Below are 20,987 nucleotides of genomic sequence, written 5' to 3'. Positions count from 1 at the left end.
ATGGCTTCCCAGGCGTGTTTATCCTTGGCCATATCCGCCCCAAATCGAGATCCGCACATTTGTGCCAGGCGAGCGGGACGAAGCGCTGACTTAGGTATCCAAGTCGATCACGACCGGCGAGCCCGAGGCGGCACCGGCTTTGCCCTCGGTCCACTTCATCGAGGCGGCCAGGCCGGACGTGATCGCGTTCGAGGTGAACGGGCGCATTCGCCGGGATGACATGCACCGCCTGGTCGTCACCCTCGAGGCCCTGCGCTAGGAGGGACTTGCGTCGGTGAAGATGCGCGGCTGGCGGCAGGTCAAGCGCTATGCTCTGGTGGGAGCCCTGCCTGGATGGTCGCCGTGGCAAGTTGGGACGCACCCTTGGTGCACGGCGAAACCCGCCACTTCGATCTATCTCAGGAGGAGGCTTGGCGCTGGCTGGAGGCGCAGTCCCGGACAACGGGTTCTGCGTGAGGCGGGTGCGAACAGGAAGAGAGCAGGGCACCGAACCAGTCATTCGTCTGATCCCTTCTATGCGCCAGCGGTCAATTTCTTGACAAATACGGGATGATAATTTAATGTTGCAAGCCAAACATGGTGCGTTTATTAGATTTTATAAGTAGTATGTAGTAAATTTAGGACATACTGCAGTTATGCTTTGTTGATCTGTCCAGTATGCGAGCCACTTATAATAAAACGTGCTCGATGGGAGGAACAGTTATGAAATCGCGATCCTGCATGCGCCGCGTAGCAGGTTTTGCTGGCATTCTACTAATTCATGGCGTCTTTGGCTTCGCAGCCTATGCTGCAGGGCCCAAGATTGTTGCCGGACCAAACTCAGATCCGAAGTGTTTCGCCCCCTGGACGGACAGCGTGAAGCTCTTTCAATTCACGCAGAAGAAGGGGCCTTATCGGATCGCGCTTGCGAACGGATTCATCGCCAATACGTGGCGTATTCAGATGATCAAAACCGCGAAGGCTTATGCTTCGCAGCCTGATGTGGCGACGAAACTCAAGGAATTCAAGGTCGTCTCGACCGGCGAGGATGTGGCAGCGCAGATTGCAGCGGTCAATAACTTCATCGATTCCGGCTATGACGCGATCGTCGTCAACGCCCAGAATCCGACAGCCTTTAAGCCCGTAATTAAGCGCGCCAACGATGCTGGCGTGGTCCTCGTTGCGTTCGACAACACGCTTGATACCGAGGATGCGATCAACGTCAACGTCGATCAAAAAGGGCTCGGCGAATATTGGGCCGATTGGCTCGTCAAGAACATCCCCAACGGCGGCAAGATCCTAGAGGTTCGCGGCGTATCCGGCACTTCGGTGGACCGGGATCGTCACGATGGCATTCAGGGGGTCTTGAAGGCCTCGGGAAAAAAGTGGGACACCGTCGAGGTCATCGGCAAATGGGATGACCCGACCGCCCAGAAGGTGACCGCCGACGCCATTGCCGTGCACAAACACTTTGATGGCGTTACGGCCCAAGGCGGGGATACTGGTGTCGTCCAAGCGATTATCGACGCCAAACATCCATTCGTTCCCTTCGGCGGCGAAACCGAGAATGGCTTTCGCAAATTCTGCGCGAAGTACTCGGCCGATGGTTTGAAATGCGCATCGGGCGGCACTGGCCCCGCCCAGGTCGCCGTTGCGATCAAGACTGCGATCGCCGCACTTGAAGGCAATGTCGTGCCGCAATCGATCAAGCTGCCCCTCGCCCGGGTAGAGGATCCAAATTTCAAGGATGGTCAGGACTTTTACTCGGAGCAGTCCGACAACTTCTTCGTAGGCAATGCGTTTCCGACCTGCGGTATCAACTTCACCGCACAGGAAATCATGGGTCAGTCAGAGGCGAACCAGTAAAGCCGTATCACAACCTCGGGCGTCGCAAGGTCATCCTGCGACGCCACCCATTGCCATAAGATATACAGGTCTGTGATGGCGTTCTTCGAGATGAAGGGGGTTTTCAAACATTTCGGCGGGGTCAGCGCATTACAGAACGCGAGCCTCAACGTTGAAGCCGGACGCGTTCACGCGATCCTTGGCGAGAACGGGGCCGGCAAATCGACCTTGATCAAGATCATGGCTGGCGTCGTGATGCCCGACGAGGGGCGGATGATCATGGAAGGAAGAGAAGTACAGTTTGCCTCTCCGGCTTCAGCCAATCAGGCCGGAATCGCATGTATCTTTCAGGAATTGTCACTCCTTCCCGATCTTTCGGTGGCCGACAACATTGCCATCAGCAATCCGCCGAAACGTTTCGGCTTGATCGACCGAAGAGCTCAGCGTCGGATCGCTGAGGAAGCGCTGGCGCGCGCCGGTGGCCAGGACATCCATCCCCTAACCCCTGTCAAGGATTTGCCCCTGTCACGACGCCAGATCGTCGAGATCGCCAAAGCGCTGGCTCGTAGCCCCCGCATTCTGATCCTCGACGAGGCGACGTCGGCCCTTGCCGCAGCGGATGTCGACAAGATCTATACGGTCCTAAAGCGCCTTCGGTCCGAGGGGCTCGCGCTTCTGTACATTTCTCATCGCATGCAGGAGATCGCCGAGCTTGCCGACGAATGTACCGTGTTTCGCAATGGCCGGAATGTCGCAACTTATAAGGCGGGCACGAAATCGGACAACGAGGTCGTCGAGCTCATGATTGGGCGCGAATACAGCCATGTATTCCCGCCGAAACCTTCGGTCGTGCCGAGTGAAAGGACTCCTGTCCTTGAAGCTCGTGAACTCTCCTGGACGAATCGCCTCAAGAATATCTCGCTCAAAGTGAATGCCGGAGAGGTGGTCGGCCTGGGAGGTCTCGATGGTCAAGGCCAGCGCGAGTTGCTGCTGGCCCTCTTCGGCGTGCTCCGTGGGGTTTCAGGCGAGATCAGCATCGATGGGAAACACGAGTCTGTGACGAGCCCTCACCTGGCCAAAAGTCCCGGAATCGGCATGGCTCTGATCCCAGAGGATCGAAAGACCGAAGGCCTGATGCTGCCAATGTCGGTCCGCCATAACCTCTCGTTCGCTGCTCTTGGACGTCTGTCACGGCTCGGAGTCATCGATCGCGCGTCCGAGGACGCTGCTGTCGACGATGTGATCCATCTGCTTTCGATCCGCACGGATGGGACGAATAATCCCGTGGGGGCACTATCCGGCGGAAATCAGCAGAAGGTCCTGATTGCCAAATGGCTCATGGTTACTCCAAGAATTATTCTTCTCAATGACCCGACGCGTGGCATTGATGTCGGTACCAAGCAGGAGCTTTACCAGCTCCTGCGCAAGCTTGCCGATTCAGGCGCTGCTATCCTTTTTTATTCGACCGACTATGCTGAACTGATCGGCTGCTGCGATCGGGTTCTGGTGCTTTATGACGGAGCGGTGAAACAGGAGCTCATTGGGCCGGACATCACGGAGCACGCGCTGGTCAGCAGCGCGCTCAACATCACGTCCAAGACAGAGGAGGCTGGTGCGAAACTGGCCATCGGCGCGTGAACGAATGGCGCTATCGTATCGGCGAGCATCGGCAGACACTGCTCGCCTTTATCGTTTTCCTGCTGATGTTTGTGATTTACGTAAGCAATCATCCCGCCGGCTTCAACGCCAATGTGGTCACGACGGCGGCAAACAAGGGTGTTCTTCTTGCCCTCGTCGCCATGGCTCAAACGATCGTGGTGCTGACCGCTGGCATCGACCTGTCGGTCGGAATGGTGTTCATTCTCACCAACTGTCTGGCCTCGTGGATCGTGGTAGGCTCGCTGGGGATGACAGCGCTCGGCGTGATCGGTGTTCTTCTCACGGGGTCGCTCTGCGGCGCTCTGAATGGGCTCATTGTGATTTATGGCCGCCTCCAGCCGATCGTGACGACGATCGCGACGGGAGCGATCTATTTCGGGCTCGCCCTCGCGCTGCGACCGGTTCCAGGCGGCGATGTGAACTCGACTCTGGCTGATAGCCTTACTGGTCAGCTCCCCGGAGGCATCCCAGCGAGCCTGGTCGCACTTTTCATCGTCGTCCTGGTGATTTGGGTTCCGTTTCGTCGCTCGGAGATTGGTCGAGCCGTGTATGCGGCCGGCTCGTCCGAGATTGCCGCGTACATGTCCGGCGTTCCCATCCGCCGCGCCAAGCTCGTAGCCTATTCGCTGTCGGGGCTTCTGGCATCAATGGGCGGTCTTTTTCTGACATTCATCACCTATTCGGGGGAAGCGTCGGCGGCGAACGGCGGCACCTACACCCTGTATTCCATTGCGGCCGTCGTCCTAGGCGGCGTATCACTTTTCGGCGGAGCGGGGAGCGCCATTGGCGCGATCTTTGGCGCGCTGATGTTCCGGACGATCGGGGATCTCCTTTTCGTCTTCGACCTTGAGCCTCTTTGGCAGCCGCTATTTCAGGGCATTGTGCTTCTCGTCGCCGTATCTCTCGGGTCAGTCAGGCTTTTCCGGATCCGCAACCGTCTTGATCTGTTCGGATAGGGTACACCATGTCGAGATTGGCGAGATCTCTCGTTCGGCATATCGATCCGGCAGTTGCAATCGCCTTCGGCTGCATCGCAGCACTGCTGTTCTTAGGCAGCCTCTACTCGACTAGCTTCGTGTCGCCCGCATTCTTGCTTCAACAGCTCAAGGTCGCTTCTTTTCTCGGAGTGATCGCGACGGGGGCGATGATTGTGATCCTGCTCGGTCAGATCGATCTTTCCGTACCCTGGGTCGTCGCCGTCGGCGGCATGATGTCAACAGCGGTTGCCAGCTGGTGGGGCCCGGTGGGCGGAATTATCGCCATTCCTTTCGGCATTCTCTGTGGAGTGGCGCTGGGCCTCGTGAGTGGCTTTGGCGTCGCCTATCTGCGGATTCCCTCCATGATTGTCACTCTCGCCGTCAACGCTGTAGCGCAAGGGCTGATGGTGGTCCATACAGGCGGTTTTTCGCCACAAGACGCATCCTCCCAGGCGATGCGGTTTCTGGCCACGGGGAACAGCCTCCTCGGCATTCCCAACGCGCTCCTGGTCTGGGGCGTGGTTGGCGCCGCAGCAACATTCCTTCTCTCCCGCACAACCTTCGGGCGGGCCGTCTATGGCATTGGCAACTCGGAGCGCGCGGTTTATCTGTCAGGAGTGAAGTTGCAGAGAGTCGTCCTGCTCGCATTCGCTCTTTCGGGCGGGCTTTCAGCTTTTGGTGGCGTGCTTCTCGCCGGCTATGCCAGCAAGGCAGCGCAGGGCATGGGGGACGCCTATCTGCTCCCATCGATTGCCGCCGTTGTCCTTGGCGGCACGTCAATCCTCGGCGGCCGCGGAAACTATCTCGGCACAGTGGCGGGCGTGATCCTCATCACGCTTCTTCAGTCCATTCTTTCAGTCATGCAGATTGAGGAATCCGGCCGGCAAATTATCTATGGCGTCGTAATTATCCTGATGCTTTTGCTCTATGGACGCGAAGGCTTGGTCCACTGACCGCGATATTGCCAGATGCTTTTCGAAAGGCTGCTGTTGCGATGAGGAAGTCTGAGTCATTGCGGAGCCAAGGGTAACAGAGGTTGTAAGACAGACGCCAAGTAAAAGTCCTGTGTATAGAGGTGCGTACCGCATGAAACCTCTCATTGGGTGCTGTGGAGGGGGAGTTGCCGGATACAACTCCCACGAGGCGTCAACCAAGCGAGACCATCCTCGTTCCAATAGCAACTCCGGTCCTCCGACATGCCAAGAGTGCGTTCACACCTTCTTGAGTTGGTCCGGCTTGTGAGCTGCGCTGTTTCCCGACGTGTCGCTTTTTACGATATATTCGGGATTGTTTTTGGAAGCTGCAACCTTGTGGCTCTTAATCTAAATAGGGGTGGTTTGCTTCTTCACGCCCTTGCCTTTGCTGTGACCACTGGACGACTTCCAGGAGACGTTGTCGCCAGCTTTCAGTGACTTGGCCATGAGAGCTTCCTTCCAACGGATAATACCCCTCAGCACTCGCGCTAGATGATTGCGTTCCATCCCTCGGTCTTAGCGCGAGAGCTGTGGGTTCAGCTCTGCAGCATTGTATGCGCTGGTTCCTCGGCAAGCGCCCGCTCGATTGCCTCGCGGCCCGGAGTTCCAGCGTGCAGGGCTTTCTCCAGGTTTTTGGCGTACTTTTCCATGCGCTTGGGTGGCAGAAGTGGATCATTGGGATCGACGATGGCTTCCACGAGTGCCGATCCAGCCGCGCCGAGAGCTTGGTCAAGAACTCGGCCGCACTGCTGCGGATCTGCGACGCGAAAGCCACGGATGCCAAAACCTTCAGCTACCTTAACGAAGTCGATGGGTGTGAGATCGCACTCGTATTCTGGGTTGCCGAGAAACATCATCTGTTCCCACTTGATCCGGCCGAGGGTGTTGTTTTTTACCACCACGATCTTGATTGGCAGCCGGTAACGAACGATCGTCGCAAGCTCACCAAGCAGCATGCTCAGGCCTCCATCGCCTACGAAGGCCACGACTTGGCGCCCTGGAAAGGCGAGTGCGGCGGCGACGGCATAGGGCACACCGCAGCCCATGGAGGCCAGCAGACCTGAGCCGGAGAACATCCGATCCCCACGGGCTTCGATATAGCGAGCAAGGAGACCAGTGTTATGGCCGGAATCCCATGTCACAACGGCGTTATCGTCCAGACGGTCGTTGAGATCGTGAGCGATGCGCCCCGGCTTCATAGGCTGTTCTTGCTTCTCGACCGCGTCCTGTAGCAAACGTCGCCATTCGGCCATGCCCTGCTGCGCCTGCTCCAGGAATCTCCGATCTTCCTTTCGCTTCAGTTGAGCGTTAAGCATCTCAAGTGCGGCGCGAGCGTCACCTACAAGCCCGACCTCGGCCGGAAAGCGTAAGCCGATGCGCGTCGGATCGCGGTCGATCTGCACCCCGCGTGCCTGATCTGGCTTGGGGTAGTATTCTATGTAGGGAAAAGTTGAGCCGACAATCAGGAAGGCATCGCATTGCTCGAAAGCCTCCTGTGAAGGTCGTGTGCCCAGGAGGCCGATTCCCCCGGTGGTGAGCGGATGATCATCCGCCACCACACCCTTTCCGAGAAGAGCCTTGACAATGGGAGCACCCAGAAGCTCCGCCGTGCGGATCAACTCGTCACGGGCATGATATGCCCCTTGTCCAGCCAAGATCGCCACCTTGTTCCCGGCATTGAGGATATCCGCGGCACGGGCGACCGCCTCCGGGTCGGGCAGGCTGATCGATTGCGTGTGAGCGAAGGAGGCATGGTGGGGAACATTGCGATCCGAGCGTTTGACCTTTGCTTCCGGCTCTTCCTGCACGTCCACAGGGATTGCTACATGGGCAACCCCACGATGAGTGAGCGCAATGCGGCAGGCAAGCCCAACGGTGTTCTCCACCTGCATAGGACTCATGACTCGCGCGGTGTAGAGGGCGACATCCTGGAACACCTTGCTGTGATCAATGTCCTGTTGGGTGAAGGTGTCAATCAGGTCATGATAGGGCAAGCCCGTGATTGCGAGCACGGGGGCCTTGTCGAACTTGGCATCATAGAGCCCATTGAGGAGGTGATTGCCGCCCGGCCCTGTAGTGGCAAGACAGCAGCCGAGCTTGCCAGTAAACTTGGCATAGGCGCAGGCCATAAAAGCGGCAGATTCTTCATTTCGGACTTGTATGAAGCGGATGCGGTCGGAATGGGTGCGGATTGACTCCATCACACCGTTGATGCCATCCCCCGGCATGCCAAACACCACATCGACACCCCAGGCCATTAGACACTCGACCAGAACATCGGCTCCGTTGCGAGACATTGTTAGCTCCGTGTGAAGATGCAAAGCCGTCTTGCCTCTTACAGAACGAGGTGAGTGGCTGTTGAAGAAGCTGTCGTGTTTCAGCTGAACTCAGGCACGCCTGTGTTGTTCCAATCCCGTGGATAGGTCTTTCTACCGGAACCTTTGCAGCAGCCAGGGTGTACTGCGCCAACCTTGTGTCCTTTCATTCAGGATGCAGGTTTGCGGATGCCATCAAGGATGATCCCTCGCCAACGACCTCAAACCAGAGCTCATTGAGCGACTAAACTTGATGCTTGCAATGGCTGCTCGTGGCACACCTGAGACTCAAGTTCGAAAACAGCAATCCTCATTGAACCCGACGGTTCCGAAAGCCCTGGGAATTTCGGCTCGTGACCCGAAGCGCCCTTCGCTCACCCCCGGCTACCACTTACCGTGCAGTCGAGGATGCGCGCGTGTTGGCTCGCGCCATATCCGCTGCAAGCGACGACCAGCCACGCAGCTCGCGCTGGGCATTACGATAGCTCTCCACGATGCGACTAGCGAGTGGAGAAGTCGAGGCAATCTCGGTGAGGAGTTCCGCTGAAGCTGCTTGGGCAGCCTCCATGATGGAGCGGGGAAATGCCTCAAGGCTCACCGGGTACCTACCGAGAATTTCTGTCAGCGCGGCAGCATTGGTTTGGTACGCATCGGCGAGGCCTAGGGCATGTTCGGCCCGACAGGCTTCAATCACGACGCTGCGCAGGTCGGGTGAGAGCCGCTCCCAAGCCGAGAGCGAGACCAATAACTCGCTCGCGCCGTTCGGCTTGTTGAACCCGGGCGCATAATAGAACGGGGCATACTTCGGCAGCCCGGCCTCCAGATCCGTTGCCGGCGCCAGAAACTCTGCGGCGTCGATGGAGCCTTTCTCGATCGCCGGCAGCAGGTCGCCGGCCGAGATCGTCATCGGCACGGCACCTAGCTTGGCATAAATTTCGGCGCCTAGGCCCTGTACGCGCAGGCGCATGCCTTTCAGATCCTCAGCGCCGTTCAGCTTGCGCCGGAACCACCCACCCATAGATGGGCCCGTATTTCCTGCCAGGAAAGCCCGGATACCGTGAGGCTTGTAAAGTTCGTCCCAGAGCACCTGCCCATCCCTCAGCTCGATCCAGGCCTGGTGTTCAATTGGGCCGAGCCCGAACGGCACGCTTGTAAAAAACCCTGCAGCGGGCATGCGGCCTTGCCAGTAGAGCGATGCCGTATGGCCCATCTCAACGGTGCCGTTCGAGACTGCGTCAAGCACCGCAAAGGGCGGCACGATCTCACCGGCGGCAAAGAGATTGACCTGTAGACGTCCGTCGCTCATGGCATTGATGCGCTCAGCGATCCGCCGCGCGGAAATACCGGGACCGGTGCGGCCTTTCGGCCAGGACGTGACCATACGCCAGCGCAGGGTCTGAGCGCGAACGACAGTCGGGGTCGCGAGCGTCACAGCCCCGATGACCATCGCTGCACGGCGGGAGAGCTTAGGACCAATAGGCATGGAAGTGATGCACAGGCCCGTGCCCGTGTCCAATTTTGAGTTGATCGGAAGCCCCAATGGCGGCGGTTATGAAGCTTTTGGCGGCTGCAACTGCTTCCGCCAGCAGCAGGCCCTTGGCGAGCCCGGCCGTGATCGCAGAGGACAGCGTGCAGCCAGTGCCGTGTGTGTTCAGCGTATCGATGCGAGGAGCCGTGAACCGTTGGACCCCATCAGCATCCAGAAGGATATCGATGCTTTCCGTTCCTGTGCTGTGTCCGCCCTTCACCAGAACGGCCTTCGGACCGAGGGCAAGGATCCGCTCTGCCTGGCGGCACATCGCACGTTCGTCGGACGCCATCGGCTCATCAAGCAGGGCGGCGGCTTCCGGAAGATTGGGCGTGACGAGCATCGCCTTCGGTAGGAGAGCATTACGCAGCGCATCTACCGACTCTGGCGCTAGCAGCCGATCGCCGCTGGCCGCCACCATAACAGGATCGAGCACAATCTGGATCGCATGGTGGCGCTCGAGGCCCTCAGCCACAGCTTCGATGATCGCGGAACGGGACAGCATGCCGATCTTCACGGCATTAATCGCAAGATCGGAGAAGACGCTGTCAATCTGCTGCGTTACGAAAGCGGGCGGAACGTCGAGGATGCCGTGAACGCCCAGGGTGTTTTGCGCCGTCAGTGCCGCGATGACGCTCGCGCCGTAGACATCCAGGGCAGAGAAAGTCTTCAGATCCGCCTGGATGCCGGCTCCTCCGCCCGAGTCCGAACCTGCGATGGTGACTGCGATGGCAGTCATGCCAGAACACCTCGTGATGTCAGGGCCTGATCCACAATGTGCAACAGCCGCCGGGCCTCGGTTGGTGGATCGGTCGCCATGAACAGCGCCGAGATGGCCGCTATACCGTCAGCGCCTGCGGCGATGACGGCTCCCGCATTCGACGCGTCGATTCCAGCGATGGCTCCCATTGGCCTGCGGCTTGCGAGCCTGACGCGCTTTAGGATCTTGCGAAGTCCGTCGAGCCCAATCGGCGGGTCGGAATTGTTTTTACTCCCGGTTGCGAAGACACCGCCGATGCAGCCGTAATCCACCGGCATGCCCACCATCGCATCGGCCTGCTCCGGCGTCTTCAGCGTCAACCCAATGATCGCGTGCGGACCCAGCAGTTCGCGCGCATCTTTAGGGTGCACGTCGTCCTGCCCGAGATGGACGCCATCGGCGCCTACTGCAAGCGCGACATCGATGCGATCGTTGATTAAGAGCGGCACGCTGGTTCCTTCAAGCGCAGCCTTCAAGGCGCGGGCCAATTCCACGAGGCGGCGGCCCTCGGCGTATTTGTCTCTGTATTGGATGAGTGTCGCGCCGCCGGCAACTGCCTGTCGGGCAAGTTCGACAGGATCTCGGCCCGTGGCTCGCTCCGGATCGATGATGCCGTAGAGCCTAAGATCGACTGGGTTCATGAGGCCCTCCCACGGGCAATGAGGGTTGCAGCATCAAGGTTGAAAAGCGCGTCGAGGAAGGCAGGTTGGAATGTGCCAGGTCCGTTGGCGCCCTGGGCTGCAATCTCGCCTGCAACCCCGATGACCAGCAGAGCCGCGGCGGCGGCTTCGAACGCACTGCCGGTCAGGGCCGTGAGGGCTGCCATCAGGACCGTTGCGGCACATCCCATGGCGGTCACGTGGGTCATCCAGGGATGGCCGTTCTCGATCCGAATGAGGCGCTCACCGTCGGCGATCAAATCCACCTTACCAGTGAGGGCGACGACTATGCCATGAGTCTTCGAGAAGGCCTGGGCAGCTTGAGGCGTTGCTTCGCCACCTGCGAGAGCCGCGAATTCGCCAGCGTTGCAGCGCAGGACACGCGGCTTGCCCGCAAGACAGGCATGGGCAAAGTCCAGGCGGGCCGGAGAGGCTTCGACAAAGACTGGGTCGAGCACCCACGGCTTGGCGTGAGCGTGGGCGGTTGCGATGGCGTGAGAGATTGCTGTGCGGCGATCGGCGTCGAGCGTGCCAAGATTGATGAGCAACGCGGCGGAGCGGCTGGTAAAGGACGTCACCTCCTCCTGTGCAGCAGTCAGGGATGGAATGCCACCGGCAGCGAGCAGGAGATTGGCCGTAAGAGTCTGCGCCGCTGCATTCGTGATTGCATGCACACGCGTCCGCTCGCTACGAAGACGCTCAAGCAAAGGCCCAGCCAAGTTTGAAATGTTGTGCGCGTCCCCTTTGGACGCCAATGCGCTCATCATCTCGCAATCCCTCCGCCGGCATGATCCGGATCAGGTTCGATGGGTTGGTCTCATGCAAGACCTCTCAGCCCGAGCGGGCACCCCAAGGAGATGGCGCTGAAATAAACACCCTCTGCCGCGTTTGGCAAGATGCAATCTCTTGCCGCCAAACTTGGCCGCTTGACACGAGATGACACCTCGCGGATGCTCCCTTTCGTTCCGAGGGGAGCCCTGTGAGGGGCTGAGAGTCGGCAGATCCGCCGTGACCCTTGAACCTGATCCGGGTCATACCGGCGGAGGGACTGGAACTATCGAGCACGACAAGAAGCCCTCAGCTCGCTTTGCCCGGATCTCCCTTTGCTCAAGAGGAGAGATCCAGTGACTGTTACCGTCGACAAGCCCAAGGGTGCCCCCCAATCCGTCACCACCGGCTCGATCCAAGGATCGCGCAAGGTCTATGCCACCCCAGGAGGCCGCCCCGATATCCGGGTTCCCGTCCGCGAGATCATTCTGACGGACCCCAACGAGCCCCCTGTGCGCGTGTACGATCCCTCTGGCCCTTATAGCCAGGACGATGCGGCTATTGATCTTGGCAAGGGGCTTCCGCTCGTAAGCGAACCCTGGATCACGGCGCGAAACTACGCGGCGGTCGAGCCGCGGCCGGTGAAACCTGAGGATAACGGCAATGTCTCAGTCGACTCGCTCGTAGCGCCGTGCCCAGCCGAGCGCGTCGTCCGCCGTGCGTCGCTAGGTCAGTTGGTCACGCAGTACGAGTTCGCCCGGGCCGGGATCATCACGGACGAGATGATCTATGTTGCCCATCGCGAGAACCTCTGCCGGGAGGCGATCCTGACGGAGGCAGAGGCGAAGATTGCCGATGGTGAGAGCTTCGGAGCCGCTATCCCGCCGTTCATTACGCCGGAATTCGTACGCCAAGAAGTGGCCCGAGGGCGGGCCATTATCCCAGCCAATATCAATCACCCGGAACTGGAGCCCATGGCGATTGGGCGTAACTTCCTCATCAAGGTCAACGCCAATATCGGCAATTCCGCTGTTGTCTCGACGGCGGCCGACGAGGTGGAAAAGCTTGTCTGGGCGATCCGCTGGGGCGCTGACACGGTGATGGATCTGTCCACCGGGCGCAACATCCACAATATCCGCTCCTGGATCCTTCGCAACTCGCCAGTGCCGATTGGAACGGTGCCGATCTATCAGGCGCTGGAGAAGGTCGGCGGCGATCCGGTAAAGCTCGATTGGGAGGTATTCAAGGACACGCTGGTCGAGCAGGCCGAGCAGGGGGTCGACTACTTTACCATTCATGCGGGCGTCCGCCTGACCTATGTACCGCTCACGGCCAATCGCGTGACCGGGATCGTCTCCCGCGGTGGCTCGATCATGGCGCGCTGGTGTCTCGCGCATCACAAAGAGAGCTTCCTCTATGAACGATTCGACGAGATTTGCGACATCATGCGGGCCTATGACGTCTCGTTCTCGTTGGGTGACGGACTGCGCCCTGGCTCTATTGCCGATGCGAACGATGCCGCACAATTTGCGGAACTTGAGTCCCTGGGAGAACTTACGAGGGTTGCCTGGGACAAGGGCTGCCAAGTTATGATTGAGGGGCCGGGCCATGTGCCGATGCACAAGATCAAGATGAACATGGACAAGCAACTTCGCGAATGCGGAGAGGCACCGTTCTACACCCTCGGCCCACTCACCACGGACATCGCTCCTGGATATGACCACATCACCTCCGGCATCGGAGCAGCTATGATCGGCTGGTTCGGCACGGCAATGCTCTGCTATGTGACGCCGAAGGAGCATCTGGGGCTTCCGAACCGGGACGACGTGAAGACAGGCGTGATTACGTACAAGATCGCCGCCCACGCCGCAGATCTTGCAAAGGGGCATCCGGCAGCACAGATGCGGGACGATGCGTTGTCCCGGGCCCGCTTCGAGTTCCGTTGGGAGGATCAGTTCAACCTTTCTCTCGATCCGGACACAGCGCGGGCCTACCACGATGAGACCCTGCCGAAGGATGTGCACAAAGTAGCGCACTTCTGCTCCATGTGCGGACCGAAATTCTGTTCGATGAAGATCACGCAGGATTTGCGGGCGGAGGTAGCCGCGATGAGTCCAGAGGCCCAGGAGAGATTGGCCGGCATGCGTGCGAAAAGTCGGGATTTCCTCGCCGGCGGCGGTAGACTTTACATCGACCAGCCTTGAACGCACCAGTGTGATGGACACGGGCGCTATACCAAAGGTTCGTGTTCGTCACAGAAATGTATAGGCTTGCTCAATCGTCCAAAATTTGGCTTTACGCGCTGCCTCAGATACAAACCCGGGAAGCATGAGCGCCAGCCAAATGTCGGCGATTGGCAAAGGAAGCTCATTCACATTGATGCCGACGCGTTTTATGCGTCGGCTGTTGCAGTTCCCGATCGGTTTCAACAACGACAATATGAAGCAAACGATCTTCTGGCTTGGTTAGCTTCGAAGCAAACGGACGTCATCGCCACCAATCGTGGGCTATCACGAGAAATCGCAAGCAACCTGACTCGGCAGTCTGTCTTCACGGTGCCGGGCAAATAAATAGATCTGACAATCGGGCGCAGCCGCCCTTGCTCAGAATGATGTGTGCTCATTCACCTCGCGAAGTTGACCAAGGGAGCATGGTAGCGGGAGATGAACTTGTGCGAAGGATCGTCGCCTGCAGGCGTGGATACGTGTGAGTAGGGTTCCAGGCAAAACTGGGATCTAATCGCCCTGCGGTCGCGCCAAGGCGCTCGCTACCTTGTTCGCAGTAGGGCCGGATTAGCACCTGAAAGAGGCGGAGGCCGCTGCGCCATTGAGCACCAAATCAAGACCATCGCCGAGCTCTGGCGAGCGTTTTGTGACTAAATTTACCCTTGCTCAGAACTTCTCGGTATCTGGCGCGGAGAAGCGCAGCCTCTCCGAGATCAAGACGGGTATCTCCATTGCCTCAACCTGCGTCCAGGACCTGACGGCAAGCTCCGGGCGCTTGAGGTCCATTTCCTGCCCCTCAGAGTGAGAGGCAGCTCGCGTGGGATCTCCTCGCAGCCGATGACCAACGCCATCGTTCCCAGCGTGGAGGCCGCCGACAGGGGCAGGTGCTGCGAGTGACCTATAGGGCCAGGAGGCGGAGATTGCGGTCCCGGCCGCCGTGCGGGCGGCTGCCTTCGTGTCCGGCAACTCAAGTCTCGTGAAGCCCGGCGCGGCAAACTTCATCTTCGGCCAGCGAAAGCCGGATGGGATGGTGTCGGCGACCCGCTTCATCCTGGGAAAAATGGCGTCGAGCCGCCGATGTGGGCAGAACCGTTAGCGCTTGCCCGCCCCTCGCTCTTCAGGGCTCTATGATGATCTCGCCCGTCATGTTCGGGTGATAGCGGCAGATGTAGTCAAACGTGCCAGCCGCCTTCATCACCACGCGTCCATTCTTTCCCGGTAGCACGTTTACCTCCCAGCTCTTGTCCTTGGCTGTCGCTGTGTGCGCCACGATGTCTTGGTTGGCCCACTCCAAAGTGTCGCCGACATGCACCGTGACCTGCTTCGGCGCGAACGCGATGTCCTTCATGAGGATAGGCCGTATTGTCCCGGCCGGGGATGCCGGGCTGGCCAGCATCCCCAACGCAACCGCAGCCAGAATGATCAGCCGGCACATCGATCAGTCTCCCATCAATGCACAGCCCCAGTCCGCGCGGGCAGGCTTTGGACAAGATGCTCGGCGTGCTGCTCATGACCCTGGAAGATCTTGAGTCCGGTCGAGAGCAGATCCTTGAGCTCGCCATTGCTGGCGTTCGGGATCAGGGTGTTCTGAAGTGCGCTGTTGACCTGCTGGTGAAAGGCAACCTCGTTCTGGGCGTAGGCCTTGTCAAAGGCTGCACCCTTGAGTGTGCTAAGTTCCTTCCGCTTAGCCCCGGCCTGCTGCGTGAGTTGGCGGCTGGTGTCGTTGTCCTCCGGCTTGACGTTCAGCTTCTTCACCAGTGCAAGCGCCTTCTCGTTCACCGCCTTGTGGTCACGCACCATGTCGTTGGCGAAGGCCTTGACCTCCTTGTTCTTGGACTGCTTGAGGGCGAGCTCGGCCGCCTGGATGTCGATCTGCCCGGCCGTGTAAGCAATGTGGGCGATTTGCGGATCCGTGAGCTTGGCGGCTTGTTGTGCCATTGCGCCGTACGGCGCGAGGCATAGGCAGGCGCCCAGCAGGGTTACGGGAAGCTTGGACATGGTTCTCTCCTTCGATTGGCGCTGATCCGATGGATCAAGTTTTTGCCGACGACACCGGGCAGCCGGTGGGCATATCCGCCAGCTACTGCATTGGATGCTGCAACTCATGGAGGGTTCCCGGTTCTTTGTGAGCAGAGCCAGGATAGGAAGGCACCCCAGTCTCATGGGCACTGAGATTTCCCCTCGGAGCTGACCAGGGACACAACGCACCTGGGAGACATACTAACCGAGGCCGTCAGGATGCCTGGCGCGGGGGATAGACAAGTCCGCCTGGGGAAGGGTGGGCTCCGGGCGTCAACGATGCCGGCTCGATCTTGCCGGGGCCAAGAATATGAAGCACCGAGTAACCGGCCGCGAGCAGGTAGTCGGCGATGATCCGGCGGTGGCAGCGCCACCACACGGTCTCGGCGCACATGATCGCCGCGATGCTCCTGCCGCCGAGGTCGGTCAGGCGGGCGAGCCCCTCCCGAAAGCGCTCCGTCAGGGCGTAGTCGGCATAGTTCCGGAAGCTTGCATTCTCCCAATATCCATTCGGGGAGGGGGCAACCAGGCGCTGCTTGCCGCGCAGCCCACCGAGTTCGGTGATGTGCTCGTACCGGATCTGATAGCCCGCAAGGCTCTCGGGCAGGGCGTCGCGGTTGAACTGCGGGTTCGTCCGGGAGCGCGGCACCGTTCTGACATCCACCACAAGACCGACTTTCGCCTCGCGAAGAAGATCAACGAACTCGGGAATGGAGCGGGTCGAATGCCCGATGGTGTAGAACGGGTTTGCCATGCCGGTCAGTGGGGGCTCGGGAGTAGAATTGTCTCGGCGAGCTTCTTCTTCAACACTTTGATCTCCTCGAAACGGCTGGTCACGTCGCGCATGACGGTAACAAGGCTATGCATCTGTGACTGCGCATCTCTTCGCGGCACAATGGTGAACTCGAGCAAGACCTGCTGGCCACCCTGGCAGGTGCCCGGCACGGACAGGGGGTCACCCACGCCATAATGGCTTTCGCCCGTTGCCATGGCATGGCGGAACCCTTCCCAGCCACGTGCACGCGGGTGTTCCGGGAAGATGAGGTCCGGCGACTGCTCGAGTGCCCGTCGGCGCGATGGCCGAAGATCCGCTCCGCGCTCGGTTTCCATACGCAGATGCCCCCGTCACGGTCAGTCGCCACTATGGCGTCAGCGGCAGCGGAAAGGATGGATTCGGCAACAAGTTGGGTCAAATCCATCTCTGGCTCCCTTCAGATCCCCGCTGCACGGAACACTCGGATCAGGGAACTTGATCCGAGACGGCGACCCGGTGACGGTAGACCAACTCCCACCCACGCCAGCCAGTGTAGAGCAGGAGGAGAACGACGACGAGCGAGATGAGAAGTCCCATGGGGAGCACGGCGGCGTCGCCGGCCTCGTAGCGGCGGTACCAGTTCAACAATGAGAGAAGAACAACGGCCACGTTGCCCACCATGTGGTGCCAGGCCGCCGACAGATCGCGGATACGCCGGTCGCCCAGGAAGTCGGTCAGGCCGGCGACTGCCGCGAGCGCCGCCATGATGAGCGCGGCACCCAAGAGATAGAGCGAGGCCGTGCTCCAGGCGCTGTTGCCCGTGTTCCAGAAGAGCAGGTCGCACACAAGGGTGGCCACGAGAAAGGCGATTGGGAACGGGATCAGCATAGGGTGCAGCGGGTGTCCGGCTATCTGCGCCGTGCTTTGAGGGTTCCCGGCACGGATCGGGTTCTCGGCTTGCATAATGGCCTCCATTGCTTACTGATTGGGATGCTCCGGCACGGCGTCCGTGATCCGGGCGCAGCGGCGCCGGCGCATGGAAGACGTCACTCACCACGGCTGAGAACGTTCTGCTGAGGGATTGCCGCAGAATACAACGGGCGCGGTCGTAGGTCTCCTGCACCACGTCCTCGGCCTCAGCGCTGTCGTGGAGAACGCTGCGAGCCACACGGAACAGGCGCCGATTGCGCCTTCGCATGATCAGTCGGACCTCGGCCCCACCCCGGTTACGGGCTCGCTCAACCAGAGCCTTGTCATCAAGGGCATCCAACGGCGCCGCAACGACTGCTGCAATCTGCATTGTCAAGCTCCCGTTCCTGCCCATTCTCATTAGATGGAGCATCTCGACAAAGGTTCCCAAACCGTGTTGGAGCGGTAGGACCCTTCAAGATGACGGACGCTTGGCCGACGGGAGTGGCCGAAGTCTCTGCACTTCGGTCGCGGCCTCCGGTCCTGTGGTGGCTGATCCAGGGCCCAACTGACGGTCAAGGCTCTTGTAGAGCCGATGATGAACGGGTGAAAACACGATACCCAAAGCGAGACCCCAGACCAGTTGGGCTAACAGCAGTCCGGTAGCGGGATAGCCGCGCAGGATCGGCTGATCCGGCAGCCACTGCAGCAGCGGGATCGGCCCGATCATCCAAAGGACGAAACCGAACGCCATGCCGAAGAGCCAGCCGCCCCGCATGTCGTTGGCCGCCCGCTGGAACAGCCAGCCGTACAAGATCCCACCGAGAAGCATCACTCCGGCATAGACGAGACCGGTAGCCACTGCGGACGTGCCGATAGTTCGGGCAGGTGCATCCAGGGACTGAAAGCCGGCTAGGACCAACAGGGCCGGGATCGCTGCAGTCACGCCTGCGATGGCCCCTGCGAGAAACGGCCGTTGGGTCGGACCGGCATCGAGTCCGTGGGCCCGCAGCATCTTAAGCATGGAGCCTCCTCACGTTTTGGGCTGCGACCTTTGACGCTTACTCCAGCACTGCCTCGACGGATGGTGCCTCGTTGAGGTCAGCCCCGAAGAGGCGCACGAGATGCTGGTAGGCGAGGCCAACCGTCCGCGGGTCGCGGTTAAGGTCGAACAGGCCAACCGGATTGACGTTGCCGAGCGGCTCCCGCAGCGCGATGTCCCAGTCGACTTGATCGGTTAACGAGTACCAGGTGAAGCCGACGACCGGCACGCCTGCCTGGCGAATGAGTTCCACGTTATGCCACTGCCGCCAGAGCCAGCGCGGTCCGTCGCGGGCATCCATGCGATTGGTCTCGGTGTGCATCATCGGCCGCTGGTACCGCTGGTAGTACTGGCCGGCGACGGCATACCAGCCGAACAATTCGCCCAGTGCTAGCGCATGCCCGTTGCTGTCGATGAGCTTTTCGTTCCACTCGTAATAGTCGACCCCGAGGATCGACCGGCCGCGCACGTCCTGCTGCATGAACCACGCGTATTCCTCGTCCGACATGCCGTGTTGGAGAAGATGGGCTCGCATGTCCTCATGCACAGGACGGGCGTAAAGGAGATCCAGCGGAAGGAAGCGCCGCTCGTTCTCGAAGGCGGCGATGCGTCGGATCTCTGGATCAGGGCAGCAGGGCTGGTAGAACTCGCCGCTCTCGCTGTTGATGAAGATGGCGTCGGGGCGTTCTTCTGCAATCGCCTGCATCATTAGCACGCTGGCCTTGGCGAGGTGACGGACGGCGGTGACGAAGGCGTGCTCATCGTGGCACTGCTCGTTCCATAGCCCTTCCAGGGCGCTGAGCTTGGCGCACACGTACATCTCATTGACGGGGGTGTAGAACCGCACCCACGGATAGCGTCGGGCGAACTCCCTGGCATAGTCGGCAAGCGCGAGCGGCACCTCAGGGTTCTGAAAGTTCTGCAACCAGTTGGGCAGGCCGAAGTGACACAGGTCTATGATCGGCACGATGCCGAGCCGCTGCATCTCAGCAGCGACGCCGTCCAGGAACGACCAGTCGTACCGGCCGGGGCCGCGATGGATCAGGTGCAGGGGAGGACCGTAGCGCAGGTAGCGTAGGCCAAGATCCCGCACGAGTTGCAGGTCGGCGCGCCAATGGCGGTAATGGCCGCAGGCCGCCATCTGGTCCATGCGCCACCTTCCGCCCTCAAGGGTGGGATAGCTGCACTCGATGCCGGTCGCGAACATGAACCGGTGATTGGGCGGCCCCGGAGCCTCGCCGACGAATGGGCATGAGCCCTGGGGCCGATGGCTTAGGCACGGCGGACGGTCCGCCCGATATCCGACAGGCCGGGTGTAAAGCAGGCCCAACACCGTACCCCAGATCAGGTGGCCAACGGCAATCGAGAGGGGGTCGTTCGCTCCAGTGCTCAAACCAAACAATCCGGAACTGGGCATCTGGCCGGTTTGGACGAGCGGGTGCATCAGGTCGAACTGCGGATGCATGATAAAGATCGCCAGTGGCATCGGCATGAGGGCGAACACTAGACCCTGGAGGCTAGGACGCAGGGGCAAGACGGACCAGAAGAAGTAGGCGTAGAACACGGCCCAGATCGCACCGACCAGCAGGTGCAGCAGCATGCCCACAGCCCAGGACGTCCACTGGTCGGCATGGGGCAGCACCAGCGTTCCAAGGGTCCTAACGATGTCGAAGTATGGCACGCCGGCCCAGATCAGCAGCCGAGCGACGATTTCCCAGACGATGGCGCCTGCCATGCCGGCAAATACCGCCTTTGAGTAGGCAACCGAGCGGATCATGTCCTATTCATCCGTGCCTGGTGGAGCCTTGATGGATGACCATTGGATCGCAACAAGCCAAGAAGGTTCCCGCCGTTTTGGATCGCTCCTAGTACTTTCTCAGACCGAACCATCCTGCAGTCTTCGGCTTTAAACTTTGCAAGCTGAGTATAGAGATCTTGGTCGGTGGCGCTGGCGTAACTAGCGCGGGCCATGTTGCAATCTCAGGGTTTCAAGCCCGACCGTAGCTGTGTCACAAATAGGCGCGTCAACTCACAGGTGGCATGAAATTCACTGCCCGAAGTAACGTCACCGCAGGGTATACCCGATGCGACACGAGCAAGCTGTCAATGAGCAGGAAACTTGTGTGCCATCAACAATTATGCAGGCGTGCTGCAAGAGACGCTATCTTACAACAGGGATGTAGCATAATGGTAGATCAACATGCAGGATCTGAAATGCCTCGAGGCCAGTCATCTGCGTCCAAGAGATAAGGTGAAGCTCGGCACCCCTCACCCCTACACTACCTTCGACAGATGGAATGTGCGCTAAGCTATCGACTCGAACTTCGACGTGGTTGACGCAGTAAAAACTTTCTTCTTGCGGATTGGGTGGTGAATCGGCCGCACGTTCGGCACACGTGAGGTAGCTGCAACGTACCTACACCCACATCGCGGATGTCACAGAGTGCTCGCAAGGGCGTATCAAAGGGCACGCTGCGACCCTGCACAAGTGTGCTTTGGACTTCGCAGAGACTAGCTTGACCTGAGGAAGCAGGGTTGCGCTCCGAGCATGCTAGGAACGGACAAGCTCTCGTC

Annotated in this window: 19 protein-coding genes and 2 riboswitches; of the genes, 6 read left to right on the top strand and 13 right to left on the bottom strand. The window is 59.8% G+C overall.

The annotated features are described in order from the left end of the window. The first annotated feature begins 720 nt into the window (after positions 1-720). The 4 genes from LJD17_RS20580 (at position 721) to LJD17_RS20565 (ending at position 5,413) form a co-directional block, all read left to right on the top strand. Positions 721-1,845, top strand: a complete 1,125-nt coding sequence (locus LJD17_RS20580) for a sugar ABC transporter substrate-binding protein (protein WP_227386088.1) — start codon at positions 721-723, stop codon at positions 1,843-1,845. 75 nt (positions 1,846-1,920) lie between these two features. Further along, positions 1,921-3,462 carry a sugar ABC transporter ATP-binding protein gene (locus LJD17_RS20575; protein ID WP_227386066.1) on the top strand — a complete coding sequence of 514 codons (1,542 nt, stop codon included), beginning with the start codon at positions 1,921-1,923 and terminating at the stop codon, positions 3,460-3,462. Beyond that, positions 3,459-4,439, top strand: coding sequence for an ABC transporter permease (locus LJD17_RS20570; RefSeq protein WP_227386065.1), 981 nt, complete (start codon positions 3,459-3,461; stop codon positions 4,437-4,439). Before LJD17_RS20575 ends, LJD17_RS20570 begins: the two co-directional genes overlap by 4 nt. Positions 4,440-4,447: 8 nt before the next feature. Beyond that, on the top strand, positions 4,448-5,413 hold the full coding sequence (locus LJD17_RS20565) for an ABC transporter permease (RefSeq protein WP_227386064.1): 966 nt from the start codon (positions 4,448-4,450) through the stop codon (positions 5,411-5,413). Positions 5,414-5,671: 258 nt separating this feature from the next. Here LJD17_RS20565 and LJD17_RS24425 read toward each other — a convergent pair whose 3' ends face one another. The 6 genes from LJD17_RS24425 to thiM all read right to left on the bottom strand — a co-directional run bounded on the left by LJD17_RS24425 (position 5,672) and on the right by thiM (position 11,463). Continuing rightward, a complete protein-coding gene (locus LJD17_RS24425) occupies positions 5,672-5,782 on the bottom strand; it encodes a hypervirulence associated TUDOR domain-containing protein (RefSeq protein WP_406600858.1) in 111 nt (36 codons plus the stop codon). 188 nt (positions 5,783-5,970) lie between these two features. After that, the gene (locus LJD17_RS20555; RefSeq protein WP_227386063.1) at positions 5,971-7,731 is read right to left on the bottom strand and encodes a thiamine pyrophosphate-dependent enzyme; all 1,761 of its coding nucleotides are present in this window, start codon (positions 7,729-7,731) and stop codon (positions 5,971-5,973) included. A gap of 409 nt (positions 7,732-8,140) precedes the next feature. After that, positions 8,141-9,232, bottom strand: a complete 1,092-nt coding sequence (locus tag LJD17_RS20550; protein ID WP_227386062.1) for a TRAP transporter substrate-binding protein — start codon at positions 9,230-9,232, stop codon at positions 8,141-8,143. Next, entirely contained in the window at positions 9,216-10,016 is an 801-nt protein-coding gene (thiD, locus tag LJD17_RS20545) for a bifunctional hydroxymethylpyrimidine kinase/phosphomethylpyrimidine kinase (RefSeq protein WP_227386061.1), read from the bottom strand. The genes LJD17_RS20550 and thiD overlap by 17 nt, the downstream gene beginning before the upstream one ends. Further along, the gene (gene thiE, locus LJD17_RS20540) at positions 10,013-10,678 is read right to left on the bottom strand and encodes a thiamine phosphate synthase (RefSeq protein WP_227386060.1); all 666 of its coding nucleotides are present in this window, start codon (positions 10,676-10,678) and stop codon (positions 10,013-10,015) included. Before thiE ends, thiD begins: the two co-directional genes overlap by 4 nt. Continuing rightward, on the bottom strand, positions 10,675-11,463 hold the full coding sequence (thiM, locus tag LJD17_RS20535) for a hydroxyethylthiazole kinase (protein WP_227386059.1): 789 nt from the start codon (positions 11,461-11,463) through the stop codon (positions 10,675-10,677). Before thiM ends, thiE begins: the two co-directional genes overlap by 4 nt. After that, a riboswitch (TPP riboswitch) is annotated at positions 11,454-11,558 on the bottom strand. It overlaps the preceding gene by 10 nt. 96 nt (positions 11,559-11,654) lie before the next feature. After that, a riboswitch (TPP riboswitch) is annotated at positions 11,655-11,762 on the top strand. A 58-nt stretch (positions 11,763-11,820) separates the two neighbouring features. On the opposite strand from thiM, the gene thiC reads away from it, so the two are divergent. Beyond that, positions 11,821-13,668 carry a phosphomethylpyrimidine synthase ThiC gene (gene thiC, locus LJD17_RS20530; RefSeq protein WP_227386058.1) on the top strand — a complete coding sequence of 616 codons (1,848 nt, stop codon included), beginning with the start codon at positions 11,821-11,823 and terminating at the stop codon, positions 13,666-13,668. A gap of 66 nt (positions 13,669-13,734) precedes the next feature. Then, the gene (locus LJD17_RS20525) at positions 13,735-14,034 is read left to right on the top strand and encodes a hypothetical protein (RefSeq protein ID WP_227386057.1); all 300 of its coding nucleotides are present in this window, start codon (positions 13,735-13,737) and stop codon (positions 14,032-14,034) included. A 772-nt stretch (positions 14,035-14,806) separates the two neighbouring features. Here LJD17_RS20525 and LJD17_RS20520 read toward each other — a convergent pair. The 7 genes from LJD17_RS20520 to LJD17_RS20485 form a co-directional block, all read right to left on the bottom strand. Next, positions 14,807-15,124 (bottom strand): cupredoxin domain-containing protein, encoded by a 318-nt coding sequence (locus tag LJD17_RS20520; protein WP_227386056.1) that lies wholly within the window; start codon positions 15,122-15,124, stop codon positions 14,807-14,809. Positions 15,125-15,138: 14 nt separating this feature from the next. Next, positions 15,139-15,627 (bottom strand): DUF4142 domain-containing protein, encoded by a 489-nt coding sequence (locus tag LJD17_RS20515; protein WP_227386087.1) that lies wholly within the window; start codon positions 15,625-15,627, stop codon positions 15,139-15,141. Positions 15,628-15,922: 295 nt separating this feature from the next. After that, on the bottom strand, positions 15,923-16,462 hold the full coding sequence (locus tag LJD17_RS20510) for a DUF488 domain-containing protein (protein WP_227386055.1): 540 nt from the start codon (positions 16,460-16,462) through the stop codon (positions 15,923-15,925). A gap of 5 nt (positions 16,463-16,467) precedes the next feature. Beyond that, positions 16,468-16,818: a PAS domain-containing protein gene (locus LJD17_RS20505; RefSeq protein ID WP_319799712.1), complete on the bottom strand. Its 351-nt coding sequence runs from the start codon at positions 16,816-16,818 to the stop codon at positions 16,468-16,470. A gap of 130 nt (positions 16,819-16,948) precedes the next feature. Then, positions 16,949-17,425, bottom strand: coding sequence for a DUF2231 domain-containing protein (locus tag LJD17_RS20500; protein WP_227386054.1), 477 nt, complete (start codon positions 17,423-17,425; stop codon positions 16,949-16,951). 421 nt (positions 17,426-17,846) lie between these two features. Continuing rightward, complete coding sequence (locus LJD17_RS20490; protein ID WP_227386053.1) at positions 17,847-18,395, bottom strand: hypothetical protein; 549 nt, start codon at positions 18,393-18,395, stop codon at positions 17,847-17,849. Positions 18,396-18,432: 37 nt separating this feature from the next. Next, a complete protein-coding gene (locus LJD17_RS20485; protein WP_227386052.1) occupies positions 18,433-20,190 on the bottom strand; it encodes a family 1 glycosylhydrolase in 1,758 nt (585 codons plus the stop codon). Positions 20,191-20,987 lie beyond the last annotated feature (797 nt).

This window comes from Microvirga rosea (assembly GCF_020595095.1).
Classification (GTDB): domain Bacteria; phylum Pseudomonadota; class Alphaproteobacteria; order Rhizobiales; family Beijerinckiaceae; genus Microvirga; species Microvirga rosea.
The sequence above is the reverse complement of the archived record's forward strand: the minus strand, read 5'-3'. Positions and strand labels throughout refer to the sequence as shown.

Excerpts from the sequence above, each read along its gene's own strand:
- thiM (WP_227386059.1), bottom strand. The coding sequence starts at position 11,463 with ATGATGAGCGCATTGGCGTCCAAAGGGGACGCGCACAACATTTCAAAC.
- LJD17_RS20500 (WP_227386054.1), bottom strand. The coding sequence starts at position 17,425 with ATGCAAGCCGAGAACCCGATCCGTGCCGGGAACCCTCAAAGCACGGCG.
- LJD17_RS20505 (WP_319799712.1), bottom strand. The coding sequence starts at position 16,818 with ATGGAAACCGAGCGCGGAGCGGATCTTCGGCCATCGCGCCGACGGGCA.
- LJD17_RS20510 (WP_227386055.1), bottom strand. The coding sequence starts at position 16,462 with ATGGCAAACCCGTTCTACACCATCGGGCATTCGACCCGCTCCATTCCC.
- LJD17_RS20565 (WP_227386064.1), top strand. The coding sequence starts at position 4,448 with ATGTCGAGATTGGCGAGATCTCTCGTTCGGCATATCGATCCGGCAGTT.
- LJD17_RS20485 (WP_227386052.1), bottom strand. The coding sequence starts at position 20,190 with ATGATCCGCTCGGTTGCCTACTCAAAGGCGGTATTTGCCGGCATGGCA.
- LJD17_RS20520 (WP_227386056.1), bottom strand. The coding sequence starts at position 15,124 with ATGTGCCGGCTGATCATTCTGGCTGCGGTTGCGTTGGGGATGCTGGCC.
- LJD17_RS20515 (WP_227386087.1), bottom strand. The coding sequence starts at position 15,627 with ATGGCACAACAAGCCGCCAAGCTCACGGATCCGCAAATCGCCCACATT.
- LJD17_RS20580 (WP_227386088.1), top strand. The coding sequence starts at position 721 with ATGCGCCGCGTAGCAGGTTTTGCTGGCATTCTACTAATTCATGGCGTC.
- thiD (WP_227386061.1), bottom strand. The coding sequence starts at position 10,016 with ATGACTGCCATCGCAGTCACCATCGCAGGTTCGGACTCGGGCGGAGGA.
- LJD17_RS20550 (WP_227386062.1), bottom strand. The coding sequence starts at position 9,232 with ATGCCTATTGGTCCTAAGCTCTCCCGCCGTGCAGCGATGGTCATCGGG.
- LJD17_RS20490 (WP_227386053.1), bottom strand. The coding sequence starts at position 18,395 with ATGCTTAAGATGCTGCGGGCCCACGGACTCGATGCCGGTCCGACCCAA.
- thiE (WP_227386060.1), bottom strand. The coding sequence starts at position 10,678 with ATGAACCCAGTCGATCTTAGGCTCTACGGCATCATCGATCCGGAGCGA.
- LJD17_RS20555 (WP_227386063.1), bottom strand. The coding sequence starts at position 7,731 with ATGTCTCGCAACGGAGCCGATGTTCTGGTCGAGTGTCTAATGGCCTGG.
- LJD17_RS20575 (WP_227386066.1), top strand. The coding sequence starts at position 1,921 with ATGGCGTTCTTCGAGATGAAGGGGGTTTTCAAACATTTCGGCGGGGTC.